The sequence below is a fragment of the Pollutimonas rozaliensis genome (assembly GCF_048751585.1).
Lineage (GTDB): Bacteria > Pseudomonadota > Gammaproteobacteria > Burkholderiales > Burkholderiaceae_B.
The window spans coordinates 58130-72065 of the sequence record NZ_JAZHOB010000002.1 but is presented as its reverse complement, the minus strand read 5'-3'; the positions used below and the strand labels follow the sequence as shown (position 1 = coordinate 72065).

12 protein-coding genes are annotated in these 13936 nt (G+C 62.5%); 3 read left to right on the top strand and 9 right to left on the bottom strand.

What is annotated here, in order from left to right:
* Positions 1 to 19: 19 nt before the first annotated feature.
* Positions 20 to 649: a LysE family translocator gene (locus V0R37_RS03570; protein WP_420373629.1), complete on the bottom strand. Its 630-nt coding sequence runs from the start codon at positions 647 to 649 to the stop codon at positions 20 to 22.
* Positions 650 to 714: 65 nt separating this feature from the next.
* On the opposite strand from V0R37_RS03570, the gene metC reads away from it, so the two are divergent.
* Positions 715 to 1911 carry a cystathionine beta-lyase gene (metC, locus tag V0R37_RS03565; RefSeq protein WP_420373197.1) on the top strand — a complete coding sequence of 399 codons (1197 nt, stop codon included), beginning with the start codon at positions 715 to 717 and terminating at the stop codon, positions 1909 to 1911.
* Positions 1912 to 2117: 206 nt separating this feature from the next.
* On the opposite strand, the gene V0R37_RS03560 is transcribed toward metC, so the two are convergent.
* From V0R37_RS03560 to V0R37_RS03545, 4 genes are all read right to left on the bottom strand, one after another.
* Entirely contained in the window at positions 2118 to 2747 is a 630-nt protein-coding gene (locus V0R37_RS03560; RefSeq protein WP_420373196.1) for a thiol:disulfide interchange protein DsbA/DsbL, read from the bottom strand.
* A 71-nt stretch (positions 2748 to 2818) separates the two neighbouring features.
* A complete protein-coding gene (locus tag V0R37_RS03555; RefSeq protein WP_420373195.1) occupies positions 2819 to 3517 on the bottom strand; it encodes an SPOR domain-containing protein in 699 nt (232 codons plus the stop codon).
* 8 nt (positions 3518 to 3525) lie between these two features.
* Positions 3526 to 5211: an arginine--tRNA ligase gene (gene argS / locus V0R37_RS03550; RefSeq protein WP_420373194.1), complete on the bottom strand. Its 1686-nt coding sequence runs from the start codon at positions 5209 to 5211 to the stop codon at positions 3526 to 3528.
* Between the two features lie 162 nt (positions 5212 to 5373).
* Positions 5374 to 9045 carry a phospholipase effector Tle1 domain-containing protein gene (locus V0R37_RS03545; protein WP_420373193.1) on the bottom strand — a complete coding sequence of 1224 codons (3672 nt, stop codon included), beginning with the start codon at positions 9043 to 9045 and terminating at the stop codon, positions 5374 to 5376.
* A gap of 96 nt (positions 9046 to 9141) precedes the next feature.
* Between V0R37_RS03545 and V0R37_RS03540 the strand changes: the two genes are divergently transcribed.
* Both V0R37_RS03540 and V0R37_RS03535 read left to right on the top strand, forming a co-directional pair.
* Positions 9142 to 9489, top strand: coding sequence for a DUF1840 domain-containing protein (locus tag V0R37_RS03540; RefSeq protein ID WP_420373192.1), 348 nt, complete (start codon positions 9142 to 9144; stop codon positions 9487 to 9489).
* A gap of 36 nt (positions 9490 to 9525) precedes the next feature.
* The gene (locus tag V0R37_RS03535; protein WP_420373191.1) at positions 9526 to 9843 is read left to right on the top strand and encodes a hypothetical protein; all 318 of its coding nucleotides are present in this window, start codon (positions 9526 to 9528) and stop codon (positions 9841 to 9843) included.
* A gap of 21 nt (positions 9844 to 9864) precedes the next feature.
* On the opposite strand, the gene V0R37_RS03530 is transcribed toward V0R37_RS03535, so the two are convergent.
* The 4 genes from V0R37_RS03530 to V0R37_RS03515 are packed head-to-tail and all read right to left on the bottom strand — an operon-like array spanning position 9865 to position 13919.
* Complete coding sequence (locus tag V0R37_RS03530) at positions 9865 to 10665, bottom strand: carbohydrate ABC transporter permease (protein ID WP_420373190.1); 801 nt, start codon at positions 10663 to 10665, stop codon at positions 9865 to 9867.
* Positions 10662 to 11540 (bottom strand): carbohydrate ABC transporter permease, encoded by an 879-nt coding sequence (locus V0R37_RS03525; RefSeq protein WP_420373189.1) that lies wholly within the window; start codon positions 11538 to 11540, stop codon positions 10662 to 10664. Before V0R37_RS03525 ends, V0R37_RS03530 begins: the two co-directional genes overlap by 4 nt.
* A 9-nt stretch (positions 11541 to 11549) precedes the next feature.
* Entirely contained in the window at positions 11550 to 12845 is a 1296-nt protein-coding gene (locus V0R37_RS03520; RefSeq protein ID WP_420373188.1) for an ABC transporter substrate-binding protein, read from the bottom strand.
* Positions 12846 to 12857: 12 nt separating this feature from the next.
* Positions 12858 to 13919, bottom strand: coding sequence for an ABC transporter ATP-binding protein (locus V0R37_RS03515; RefSeq protein ID WP_420373187.1), 1062 nt, complete (start codon positions 13917 to 13919; stop codon positions 12858 to 12860).
* Positions 13920 to 13936: the final 17 nt, after the last annotated feature.

Sequence of the window (13936 nt, the reverse complement as noted above, 5' to 3'; positions counted from 1 at the left end):
TCCCGAGGCGGGGCTTGTCCTAGCGGTTCGACAAGGCCAGCCTCACGGCCAGGCCCAGGAATACCGCGCCGGCAACGCGGTTCAGCAAACGCTGCGCGGTTTGCGCTCGTCGCATGCGCTGGCCCAGCGTTCCGGAAAACCAGGCAATCAGGCCAAATACCAATAACGTGGCGAGCATGAACAGCGCGCCCAGGCTTGCGGTTTGCACCGCCACCGAGCCGCGTTCAGGGCTGGTGAACTGCGGCAAAAAAGCCAGGAAAAACAGCGATACCTTGGGGTTGGTCAGGTTCATGACGATGCCGCGCCGATAAAGCTGGGCTTTGCCTTGCCGCAGCGGCTTTTCGTTGCCGGCGGCATCTGCGCCCTGGGCGTGGAAGGCGCCCCAGGCCAGATAAAGCAGGTATATCGCGCCGGCCAGCTTAAGCGCGGTGAAGGCGGCTTCGGATGCGGCAAAGACGGCCGCCAGGCCCACGGCGACCGCCAGCGTATGGCCGATCAGGCCGGTGCACAAGCCGAGCACGACGAGCATCCCGGACCTGCGGCCCCACATGGCCGACTGCATCAGCACGAACAGATTGTCCGGGCCCGGGGCCAAGGCCAGCAACACGGCAATGCCGAAGAAAGAAAGCGCTACATCGTAGGTCAGCATGATGGGCGGGGGCAAGATACATTATCATCGAGACTTGAAATTCTAACGCTCATTGACGATCAACCATGGCTAAAAACGCTACCGCACACCTGGATACCCTGTTACAGCACACCGGCATCGCCCAGTTCGACCCTTCGACCGGGTCGGCTCCCGTGGCGCTGCCTTCCATGCGAACCAGCACGGTACGCTTTCAGAATCTGGATGTGCTGGACCGGGCCCAGGCGGGCAAGGCCAAAGGCGAGCGTAGTGTCACCTACGGCCGTGTGGGGATGGATACCCATGCGGCCCTGGAAGAGGTTTTCTGCGAATTGGAAGGCGCAGAGCGGGCCTTCCTGGCTTCATCCGGAATGGGCGCCATCACCCTGGCGCTGCTGGGAGTCCTGAACGCCGGCGATCATGTGCTGATCGCCGACTGCGCCTATGGACCGGTGCGCTACCTGGACAAGACCGTATTGACGCGCATGAATATCGGCGTGTCCTACTGCCGCGCCATCGTGTCCGAACTGGAAGCGCAGCGGCGCCCGAACACCCGCGTCCTGTACATAGAATCGCCCGGATCGCTGCTGTTCGAGATGCTCGATATCCCCGCCTTGGCCGACTATGCCCGCAAGCACAATCTCATCCTGATCGCCGACAACACCTGGGGATCGGGCTATGTCTATCGGCCGCTGGACCTGGGGGCCGATATCTCGGTGGTGGCGGGCACCAAGTACGTGGGAGGCCACTCCGATCTCATGCTGGGCGCCGTCATGGCCAAGGATCCGGCCATCGTCAAGCGCATCAACGATACCCATTACGCCATGGGCTACTCCGTCAGCGCCGACGATGCCTGGCTGGCGATACGCGGCGCGCGCACCCTGCCCATCCGCATGCGCCAGAGCGCCGAAAACGCGCTGAAGGTCTGCGATTTCCTGGCTGGCCGCTCCGAAGTGGCGCGCATCTACCATCCCGCGCTGCCCAGCGACCCGGGCCATGCCATCTGGCAACGCGACTGCACCGGCTCCAACGGCATGCTGTCCGTGGAACTGAAGTTGAATCCATCCGCCGCCCGCCGCTTCGTCGACAGCCTGACCCTGTTCGGCATCGGTTTTTCATGGGGCGGCTTCGAAAGCCTGGTCCAGCTGGTCGACCACGGCGCATTGCAGCCCCACGGCTACTGGCAGCGCAGCGACAACGCCATCGTCCGCCTGCACATCGGCTTGGAATCCCCCGACGACCTGACCGCCGACATCGCCCAGGCTCTGGATAAAGCGCGGGCGTAACGGTAAGCAGCGCTGCATGCGACACGCCCGAAATACATCTATCGACGGTGTCTGGTTCAGGGTAGCCAGGATCGGTAGCGTCTAGCCCTGCCCGCCCTGAACCAGACACCGCTTAAGAATGAGGGCACCGAAGCCAAATATCAAACGAGCTAAAGAAGGAATAAAGACGCCCAATATCAAGGGCGCCGGAAGAACAAAGACGGAGCCTACTTATTCACCATCTCCACCAGCTTCTGGGCCTCTTCTATTGTCCCTTCATAACTGTTCGTCATCGTCGGCGACGTCACATACTTGCCGCCAACAGCAATGCTGGGCGTACCCTCAATCTTGTAAGCCTTGGCCAGTTCGTTCGCCCGCATCACCTTGGACTTGATGCCGAACGAATTGAAAACATCCATGAAGGCCTTGCGATCCACTCCTTGGCTGGCCACCCAATCGGCCATCGCATCCGCGTCATAGATGCGTTTGCGCTGAACATGTATCGCCTTGAAGACGTCATCGTGCAAATCCAGGCGATTCATCGCCTCCAGCGAATAATAGAGCTTCTGCAGATCTTCCATGCTGGCATTGAACGCCACCGGCACCGGGCGCAGCACCACGTTATCGGGCAGCGTCTTGGCCCATTTCTGGACCAGAGGCTCGATACTATTGCAATGCGGGCAGGTATAGGCGAAGAACTCCAGGACTTCGATTTTGCCGCTGGTATCCGACGGCTGGGCCGGATCCACCACGACATGGCGATCGGCGGCCTGGGCTTGCGTTGCGGGTAACAGCAGCGCCCCCGAACCTACAGCCAGCGTGGCAAGAGTGCGTAGAAGCAGATGTTTAAGCGACATAATGTTTTCCAGGAGAATCAAAAGTCATTAAGACTATAAACAAGGCGACAAGTTCAGCCGGCGCAAATCATTCAGGGCCGAACCACCGAGGAATCGATTTTCTCGGCCCCCAGCCGCGCGCGTGAGCGGTTCATTTCGTCTATCCCTTTGAAGGGCCCCACCCGTACGCGATTGACGGTTGAGCCGTTCACCTGGGCCTTCTGTACCTGAGCGGGCAGGCCAAGCAGCAGTATGCGCGCCTTGACCGCTTCGGCGTCGCTTTCCGACCGGAAGGCGCCCGCCTGCAAGTAATAGGTTGTCTGTGTGGCAGCCGGTGCCGGTTTGGCGGGCGGCTCGGTTCCCGGGGGAGGCTTGGTGGCCGCGGCGCTTGGGGCCGGAGCGGGCTGGCTTGCCGCGGGCTTGTCGGCATTGCCCAGACTGGCGATCAGGTTGCCGATGTTGTCTTGCGCGGGAGCCGCCGTTCCGGGCACGGTTGGCGCCGTACCCGGCAAAGGCACCGGGGCGGTCGCCGTCGGACCGGTGGGCTGCGGGCCAGCCGGGCCGTCCTTGCCATACAGGCCGAGATTGGGGTCGGGCGCCTGCCGGACGTCGGGCAACAGCGTCTTGGCCGGATCGCGGCTGGCCTTGTCCACGAAGGGCATGGGTACTTGCGTAACGAACAAGGCGACCGCGACGGCGGCGATCAGCCCGAAAATCAGGCCGATCAGTATTCCAAACAGCGTGCTGCCGCCCGATTTGGAGCTAGACGATTTTCGACTGTTGCGGGCCATAGAAGTGCTTACATCCTTTCAGGAGCGGAAACCCCGAGCAGTTCGAGGCCGTTGGCAATAACTTGCCTGGTAGCGCTGGCCAGGCGCAAACGCGCAAGCCGCAGTTCGGCGTCGTCGACCAGGACACGTTCGGCGTTATACCACGCATGGAAATCGGCGGCGCAGTCACGCAGCCAGAAAGCCAGGTGATGCGGAGCCAGTTCTTGCGTAGCCAATGCCAGGGTGCCGGGGTACTCGGCCAGGCGCTGCATCAGGGCGAACTCGGTCGGGGCAAGCAGCTTGTCGACGGCCGCGGCCGGTATCCGGTCGGCCAGCTCGGCCGACTGCGCCAGCATGGAACAAATACGCGCATGGGCGTACTGGATATAGTACACCGGGTTTTCTTCGCTTTTGGAAAGCGCCAGGTCAATGTCGAAGACGAATTCGGAGTCCGCCCGGCGCTGGATCAGGAAGAAGCGCACCGCATCCTGGCCCACCCATTCGATCAGGTCGCGCAAAGTGACATAGCTGCCCGCGCGCTTCGATATCTTCACTTCGGCGCCGTTGCGCACGACCTTGACCATTTTGTGCAGGATATAGGCGGGGAAATCCTTGGGGATGCCCAGCTCGAGCCCTTGCAGGCCGGCCCGCACGCGGGCGATGGTGCCGTGGTGGTCGGTGCCCTGGATGTTGATGGCGCGATGAAAGCCGCGCTCCCATTTGGCCACGTGGTAAGCGACATCGGGAACGAAATAGGTATAGCCGCCTTCGGACTTGCGCATGACGCGATCTTTGTCGTCGCCCGTGCCCAGTTCGGTGGTGCGCAACCACAGCGCGCCTTCGCTTTCGTAGGTATGCCCGGCCGCGATCAGCGCCTGCACGGTTTTTTCGACGCGGCCGCTGGTGTACAGCGAGCTTTCCAGGTAATAGTTGTCGAACTTCAGGCCGAAGGCCTGCAGGTCCAGATCCTGCTCGCGCCGCAGGTAGGCCACGGCGAAGAGCCGGATATCGTCCAGGCTGTCGATGTTTCCCGTGGCGGTGACCGCTGCGCTGTCCGAGGCCTGTACCGTCGCCTTGGCCTGGAAGTCGCGGGCGATGTCGACGATGTAATCGCCCTTGTAGCCGTCAGGCGGAAAATCGGGAGAGTCCGGAGCGATGCCTTTGGCGCGCGCCTGCACGCTGATGGCCAGGTTGTCGATCTGGTTGCCCGCGTCGTTGTAATAGAACTCGCGCGTTACGTCGAAGCCTTGGGCACTGAACAGGCGGCAAAGCGAATCGCCCAGGGCGGCCTGCCTGGCATGTCCGACATGCAGCGGGCCGGTGGGGTTGGCGGACACGAACTCGACCATCAGTTTATCCGCGCGTGCCGGTTGCCGGCCGTAGTGCGCGCCTTCCTGGGCGATCGCCAGCAGTACGGCCTGGCGCGCGGAGACGGCCAGCCGGAAATTGATGAAGCCAGGGCCGGCGATCTCGGCCGACGCCACCACTTCCCCAGTGGCCGGATCGGCCAGCAGGGTATCGACGATTTGTTGCGCCAGCTCGCGCGGATTGCGTCCGGCCGGTTTGGCCAGTTGCATGGCGACGTTGCAGGCAATGTCGCCATGGGCGGCGACTTTGGGGCGCTCAAGAAGGATGGTGGGTGTTGCCTGGGGCAGGAGCGCGCCGACGGCGGCCTGTATAAGCGAAATGAGCTGTTGTTGTTGCCCTGGAAGCATAAGATGAATAGATAAGCGAAAAGAGAAGCGTGGCCGGGCCCGGATGAATCTGGTGGGCCGTTGGGGTCGGCGCCCCTGTGCAAACGCCAAGAAGAGGTAAATGATAACGTTATTTGCGTCGTCATGGGCTGATCGGCCCTGGCCGCGCAAGGGAAGTGCGGGTCAGGCGGCCAAGGGGCGCCATCCCAATTCGTCATGCAGCCATTGGGCGTAGCCCGCCATATCGACCATGCCGACCTCGGAGCCGGCGCTGCCGCGCCAGTTCTCATGGCGTTCGATCAGGGCTTCGGTGCGCGCCCGGGCGTCGCGCCCCAGCAGCGGATGATCGTCCTGGTAGGCATGCCGGATGGAACCGCCGGCGGTGTCGACGCGGCGGTCGCCGTCTTGAGCCGATCGAAGCAGGGCGGACCGTTCGTCGTGCAGGATGGGCAGCGTGATTTCATGGTCGCTTTCCGGCAGGGGCTGGAACTTGACCGAGGCGGCGCCGGCCTGCCACAGCATCCAGTTCAGGGCCACATCGGACAGGTCGCCGCGCGTTTCGGCCTGGCCATCGGCTGCCCGCAGCGCGCCGCCGCCGATATCGGCGTGCGCACCGATGAAGGGTGCCTCGACGATGTTGTGGCCATCGGCGTCGGAGGCCAGGGTAAGCGGGAAAATCCAGCGGCGTTCGTGCAGCGCAACGGCGTGTGCAACCCATTGCCAGGCTTGGGCGATGGTCAGGTCGAAGTTGGGCCGACGCAGGCCGGCCGGCCCGAATTGCGCGACGGTATCGAACAAGCCCATGAAGCGCAGGTCGATGCAGGCGGAGATGTGGCCGCGCAATGTGTCGGCATACGAGAACAGGCCCTGCGCGGTGTGCTGGCTGATCAGATTGCCGAAATGCCTGGCCAGCGCCGCCCCGCGCGAGAATCCGATGATGTCGATGGGAATGGTGTCGTTCGGGCCGCCGGTCCGGCTTAGCGCGTTGAGCAGGGACTGCCACTGGTTTTCGATGATTTGTGCCGCCCTTCCCGCGGTGATGGCGTCCCAGTCCAGGTACAGGGAATTGCCCGGCCCTGAATGATAGAAGACCGGGCCGTCGCGATAAGCTTGGCTCATTTTCCATATATTGCTTTGCGTTGCAGGGCTGTGGCGTGTGCCGTCGAAAGCAAACAACAGCAGACCCAGCGGATCGGCATAGCGCCTGGGTTGTTGCGCGGCATAGCCCAGTGCCTGGTTGCCGGGCACGGGGCCTAAAGGATCGGGCTCGGCATACTGGCCCCACTGCGGTAAATAGGTGCGCAGCAGATTATCGTGCCAGCCGGTCGCGGCATCGAATACCTGTCCGGGCAGGCGTATGTCCAGGCTCATGTCGCCCGCGATGCGGGTGGCAAGGCCGGTGGGGCTGTAGCTGGCTTGCCACCGTATTTTTTGATATTGGTCGGTAAGCAGTCTTGCCGCGCCGACAAGGTCCGAATGCACCCAGTACAGCGCCGGCTGGGTGTAGTCGATCATGCCGACCAACACATGCTGGGCGTAGATATAGCGGCGGGTAAGCGTAAAGGCCGGGCTGGTGGTTTCTTGCGGGTGCCGCCGTTCGGCAACCAGCCGATTGTCCAGATAAAAGTAATCGGTGCCGGCCTGCGGGCTACGGCTGCTTATGCGATGGCCAAATGCGTTATGCGTATAGCTGGCCAGGAGCTTCCCTTGGGCGTGAACGCGGATCAGCCGGCGGTTGGGGCCGAAATCAAGCGTGTGTCCGCCGATAGCCAGCGGAAGCCCGGACGCGTCACGCCGCATGGAAGGTTTACGGGTGGATCCGTCAAGCCGCTTCGCGGCCATGGAGCCGTCGTCGTTCCAGGCATACCAGACTTGTTCCTGCTGGCGGGCCGCGTTTTCCGGGGTGTTTCCCGGGTGATTGCCAGTTCTTTTCGCGCCCACCAGCCTGGACCGGTCGTCGTAGGCATAGCGCCAGCTCTCGCTGAAGCCGCCGGCCGTATGTTGTTCCTGGCTTAGCCGGCCATGCTCGTCGTAATGGTGGCGCAGCAGCCAGATGGGATCGCCGTTGCGCGACAATGCCAGCAGGTCGGCCCGGCCCTGGCCATCCAGGGCGGTGGACAATTCCAGGCCGTTGCCATAGCGGTATCCCGGGATGCCCGGTTCGCTGTCGATGATGCTATGGGGCCGCCCTTGGGCATCGTGCCAAAGTATGGCGGCCAGGCGTCCCTGGCCGTTCCAGCGGTATTCCAGCGCACCGCCTTCGGGCAGGTGATGGCGGGTCAAGCGGTGCGCGGAGTCGTAGTCGAACGACTCGGTGTAGTGCAGCGGTTGCGGGCCGGCCGATGCTCGGCTTACCGTGCGTTGCCGCAGGCGTTTGTGTTCATCGTATTTGCGCGACTCGGTTTCTTGGGGATGGTCGATGCGGGTCAGCAGAGTCCCATGCCAGGAAAGCGTGGTGACTTGTTCCGCTTGGGCGTTTTTCTCGAGCAGCCGCAGGGGGCGGCCCAGCGCATCGTATTCATAACGGATGGTATCGCCGTTGGCGAAAAGCCGTAGCGCCGGCAGGCCTCCCGGGTTGTAGTGAATGTATTCCGTGCCGGTCAGCGATGAGCTCCAGGATGCACGCATTCCGTTGGCGTGGTAGCGCAGGGCAAGTCCCGGCCATCCCGGCATGCCGGGATGGACCTCGCGGACCGCGCCATGCCCGTCGCGCCGCAGGGTGGCGCCGTTCAGTTGCAGCAGGCGGCCGTCCTGATCGTATCGGGCCTGGCTGCCGGGAGCCGCGCAACCGGGGCAGGCGGCGCCGCTGACCTGGGTCAAAACATGGCGGCCGCCCAGCAGGGCGGTTTCGAACCGGGTTTCCTGGCCCCGGGCATTGCGCGCCACCGTCAGCCCGCTTTGGCGGGCCGTGGGCGGCCTGGTGTAGTGCAGCGCCACTTTGCCGGCTGCGCTGGCCGGTTCTCCGGAAATGGACAGAATGGCGCGGCCTTGTGCATCGTAGGCCCAGGTATTCAGTCTGAGCGTGTCCTGCCCGCTGGCGGAAAGGATTTCGATGCCGGTCAGGGCGAAGGCGTTTCCCGCCTGGCGTTCGGGCTCGTAAAGATAGCGCCGCTGCATGCCGTCGGGCCGAATGACGCCGGTCAGCCGCGTTAGCGCATCGTGCTGATAGTGGAAGCGGCCGCGAGCCGTATCGATGTGGCCAAGCTGGGCCTGGCCATTGACGATGCGGTAGCCAAAGCGCAGCGCCGTGCCGGTGTCGTTGTCGACGCGCTCGATGGCGTGAGCCAGAGGGCCGGATGGCGCGGCGCGATGCAAGTGGATGGCGCTGCCCGCATTGCTTTGGATACGGATCAGGTAGCCATGCTTGTCGAAGTGCAACTGCTTCCGGCCGGGCCAGGACCACACCCACTGATCGCCTTTGGCGGCAAGGGTGCCGTACGAACTGGCCAGCGGCTTGCCGGCGGCCCGGCCGAAGTCGATGCGGCTGCCATCGGCCTGTACGATTTGCCAGCGTCCGCCGGCGTGAAATAGCCGGATATCGTAGGACAAGGCCCAGCCTTGCCCCAGCGCGGACGGCCGGCGGTCGAACGCGTTGTAATGGCGCACGATTTCGATGTCGGGCGCCATGGGATGGGCGGGCAAGTCGGTTTCTTTTTGGTATTTGTTGCCAGTGACAAGGTGTATGGGATTACCCGCGGCCAGGTTCAGGCCGGGTTCGCTGTTTGGAGGGCCGGCGATACCCCCTTGGGCGCAAGGGGAGCCCAGTTGCGCCGGGCCGCAAGTGCCCTGCGCCCAAGCCTGTTGCGGCAGGCCCGCAAGGCATGCCAGCAGAAGAACGCGGAGCGTGCGCGACATGGCTTCCTCATACAAAGAAAACCCCAATATCTTGCCGCTTGGCAGCGCCCTTGAGATAGGGTAGTGTACTAATGTGTCTATTGAGGGAAACCGAAAATGCTAGTCGTCTTTCACTCTAAAGCAGCCGCCGAAGTGCTGATGTTCTCCAAGCACGCCTTGCCCATACTCAAGGCCGCCGGCAAGCCATACACCGATACCCTTCCAGAACGCGGCGTTATTACGCGCGATCAACTGGATGCCGCCATAAAGGGCATAGAACAGGCTATTTCCGCCGATACGGAATCCGAATTTCCCGACGATCATCAGGACGATAACGATTCCAGGACGCATCCCATCGCCCAGCCGGTCAGCTTTCGCCGCCGCGCCTTTCCGTTGCTGGCCATGCTGCGGCTGTCTCGCGAGCATAATGCCGATGTCATCTGGGAGCCCGCTCCGACATGGTAAAAAATCACCCGGCCCAGTGCCTGTACGGGAGCATGCATGCGTAGTGTGGTTACGATCGTTTTCAATAGCCGGCAGTCGCTGGAACTGAGCGTCGATGTGGATCCCGGCGGGCAGGCGCCGCTTGCCGCCCGGGACTGGTTCGACGCCACCTGGACCCGGCTGGGCTGCGAACCGCTGCGCCCGAGCGGCAAGGTATTGCTGCTGGACAAGATGCTGGGCGTGGCCGATGCCCTGGGCTATGCCAAGCTGGCGCAGGATGGCCAGTTGGCTCGCGAGTACGCCGAGCAGGCGGCGCTGGCGCTGGAAAAGCCGCGCATCACGGTGGATTTGCCGGGGCTGGTCGTGGGTTTCTGACCGAGGCAAGCGAACAGCGCGCTAGCGGATTCCCGCACGCATGAATGATTGCACGAACTGCCTCTGGAACAGCAGGAAGGCGATCAGCAGGGGCGCGGCGCTAAGCAGCGTAGCGGCGGTGATGACGGACCAATCTATTCCCTGATCCGTCGAGGCGAACACCTGCAGCCCCACCGTCAGCGGACGCGACTCCACCGAGTTGGTAATGATCAGAGGCCACAGGAAATTATTCCAGTGGTAGCTGACCGATACCAGTCCATAGGCCACGTATATGGGGCGGGCCAGCGGCACATAGACTTTCATCAGTATCTGCCAGCGGCTTGCGCCTTCGACGCGGGCCGCTTCCTCCAGCTCCAGGGGGACGGTCTTGAAGGTCTGGCGCAGCAGGAAGATGCCGAATGCCGAGGCGAAATAAGGCAGTCCCACCGCGAAGATCGTATCGCGCACGCCCAGCCAGGACATCAGGCGGTAGTTCTCGACGATCAGCACATCGGGCATGATCATCAGTTGCAGCAGCACCAGCAGGAAGACCAGGTCGCGCCCCTTGAATTCGAAACGCGTGAACGCATAAGCCGCCAGGGTCGACAAGACCAGTTGCGCCGCCAGCACCATGGTCACCAGAATGAAGGTGTTCAGAAAATACCGGGCAAAGGGCGCGGCATGCCAAGCCGCAATGAAATTGTCCAGCGTCAGTGGCGCGGTCAATTCGAAATTGGTCGCATAGGCGGAAGGGTGGAAGGCCGCCCACAGCGCATATGCCAGAGGAAGGAACCATAGTATGCCCAGCAGCCAGGCGCCCAGGGTATCGAGCTTATGCGTCATCGGTAGTGTGTCCTGCGGTCGAGCCAGCGGAACTTGATGAATGCCGTGATGGAAAGAATCAGCAGCAGCACGACCGACAGGGTCGCGGCGTATGAGGTGTCCCAGTAGCTGAATCCCACTTCATAAATATAGAACAGCAACAAGGTGCTGGCGTTGTCGGGTCCGCCCTTGGTCATCACCAGCACATGGTCCACCAGGCGGAAGGCGTTGATCAGCGCATTGATCAGCACGAACAGCGTGGTGGGCATGAGCAGCGGCAGCAGCACCCGCCGAAAGTATTGCCAGCGCGACGCGCCCTCCAGCAGGGCCGCTTCCCGCAGCGAAGGCGATATCTGCTGCAAGGCGGCCAGGTAGAAAATCATGAAGAAGCCGGACTCCTTCCAGATGGTGACCAGCATCAGCGCCGGCAGCGCCGTGCCGCGGTTGCCCAGCCAATTCATGCCCGGCAGATTGAACAGGTCGGCGATCTGGTCGATAAGGCCGTACTGCGGCGTATAAAAGAACAGCCAGATATTGGCCACGGCCACCATGGGCAGCACGGTCGGCGTGAAGTACGCCAGCCGCAGGAAGCCGCGCCCCGCCAGCTTGCGGTTGACCCATAGGGCCATGATCAGCGCGATTGCCACCGATACCGGAATGGTGATCAATGCATAGGCCAGGTTGTTCCACAAGGCCTGCCAGAAAACAGGATCGTCGCCCATGGCCGAGAAATTTTCCAGGCCCACGAACACCGCCGGACGATTGGCTTTCGGCGTTGAAAAGAAGCTGTGCCAAAGCGTGGCCAGGGCCGGATAATGGGTGAACGCGGCAAGCAGGGTGATGGCTGGCAGCAGGAGCAGCCAGCCATACACCGCGTTAAGCGACGAGGTCTTCATGCCTTTTGTTTACTTATAGGACCGCAGCAGCCGGTCGGCGTCGCGCTGGGCGTCTTTCATCGCCTGTTCCGCCGTTTTCGAATTGGTCAGGACGGCCTGGATGTTGTCGTTCAGCAGCTTGGTGATGCGCTGATTGTCGTGGGTGGAAAACTCGGCCACGCTGACTTCCAGCTGATCGCGCGCCACCAGGGCGGTCGGCACTTCCTTGACGTAGTCCTTCATCTTGTCGGTTTCCCAGGCAGCCGGGGTAACTGCGACATAGCCGGTATCAATGCTCCAGGCGGCTGCGTTTTCAGGCTTGGTCATCCATTTGACGAAAGCATAGGCCGCCTTCTGCTGCTCGGGCGTGGCCGATTTGAACAGGTAGAAGTTGCCGCCGCCGGTGGGGCTGCCGCCACGCTTGGCCTTGGGCATGGGCGCCACGCCGAAATCGAACTTGGCGTTCTTGCGCACATTGGTCAGATTGCCGGTGGTGGTCCACATCATGGCCGTCTTGCCGACCAGGAAATCCTTGGGTGTGGTGCCCCAGTCTATCGTGCCCGTGGGCATGACCTTGTGCTTGTAGGCAAGGTCATGCCAGAACTGCAGCGCTTCGATGACCGCGGGCTTGTCCAGGAACACCTGGTTGCCGGCCTCGTTCATCAGGATGGCGTCGTTCGGCGTGGTCAGCGCCTGGAAAAGCCAGTAGGCAAAGCTGCCGCCCGACGGGATCTCCAGGCCCCATTGCGACACCTGGCCCGATCCGTCCGTCTTGGTCAGTTTCTTTGCCTGGGCTACCAGTTCGTCCCAGGTGGCGGGAGGCGCGTTCGGGTCCAGGCCCGCCTCCTTGAAGAGGTCCTTGTTGTAATACATGACGATGGTCGAGCGCTGGAACGGAATGCCCCAGGTCTTTCCGCCGGTCTGGCTGTTGGCCATGAAACCCTTGTAGAAGCCATTCAGCCACTTCTTGTCTTCGTCCGACTGAACCAGGGGATCGAAGGGAACGATGGCGCCTTCGTCGATCAGCGTGAACATATCGGTGGACAACAACACCGCCAGCTGCGGGGCATGGCCGCCCTTGTGCGCGGTCAGCGCCTTGGCGACGGAATCCTGATAGGTGCCGGCGTAGATGGACTTGATCTTGATGTCGGGATGACTTTTCTCGAACTCGTCGACCATGCCGTCGACGATCTTGGTAATAGGGCCGCCGACGGCTACGGGGTAATAGAACTCGATTTCCACAGGCTGAGCCTGGGACCAGGCGGGAGCCGCGCAGAAGGCGCCCGCCAGGCTGAATGCAAGGGCTTTCAAGAAAGTGCGTCGCATGATTTTTTCCTATCAAGAATGAACGGGTGGGCGGCTGAGCGCCTTGCCCGAGGTGTCGAAGAAATGTTGCTGCGTGGGGCTCCAGCGGAGCGTGATTTTTTCGCCGGCCTGGGCGCGCAGGTGTCCGGAGGCGCGGACGGCGACGCCGGGATTGCTTCCCAGCGTGCACACCACGATGGAGTCGGCGCCGAAGTACTCGACGGTCTCGACGGTGGCGGCAACGCCGCCTGCGTTGTCTATGGCGATATGCTCTGGACGGATGCCCAGCTTGGCCGCCGCAGCGGGCATATGCTGGAGTTCTTCGCCCGCGCCGCCCAGGTGGCGGCGGGTTTGCGCGTCCAGGCTCAGCAGGTTCATGGGGGGCGTCCCGATGAAGCGGGCCGAAAACTCGGAGCTGGGAATGCCGTACAACCTGTCCGGCGTGTCGTTTTGTTCGACGTGTCCACCGTTCAATAGCACCACGCGATCGGCCATGCTCATGGCTTCGGTCTGATCATGGGTGACATACACCATGGTGATGCCGAGATTCTGCTGAAGCGCGCGGATTTCGCGGCGCATCTCATGCCGCAGTTGCGCATCCAGATTGGACAGAGGTTCGTCCATCAGGCATACCGGCGCTTCCGAAATAACGGCGCGGCCCAGCGCCACGCGCTGCTGCTGTCCACCCGACAATTGCGAGGGTTTGCGGTCCAGCAGCTTTTCCAGACCCAGCAGCGCGGCAACTTTTGCCAGGCGCGGCTTATGCTGCGCGGCGGGTTCTTTGCGCACCCTCAGGCCGAACAGTATGTTTTCCCTGACCGACAGATGCGGAAACAGCGCATACGACTGGAAGACCATGGATATCTTCCGCTTGGAGGGCGGCAGGTCGGTCACATCGTGCCCCCCTATGCGTATGCGGCCGGAGGTGGGTGTGTCCAGGCCCGCGATCATGCGCAGCGTGGTCGACTTCCCGCAACCCGAAGGGCCCAGCAGAACGGCGAACGTCCCGGCCTCGACCTCGAAACTGACACGGTCGACGGCCGGCGGGGCGCTGCCGAACTGTTTTGTGATGGAATCCAGAACAATGGTGGACATGGGCTACAGCCTGTTAG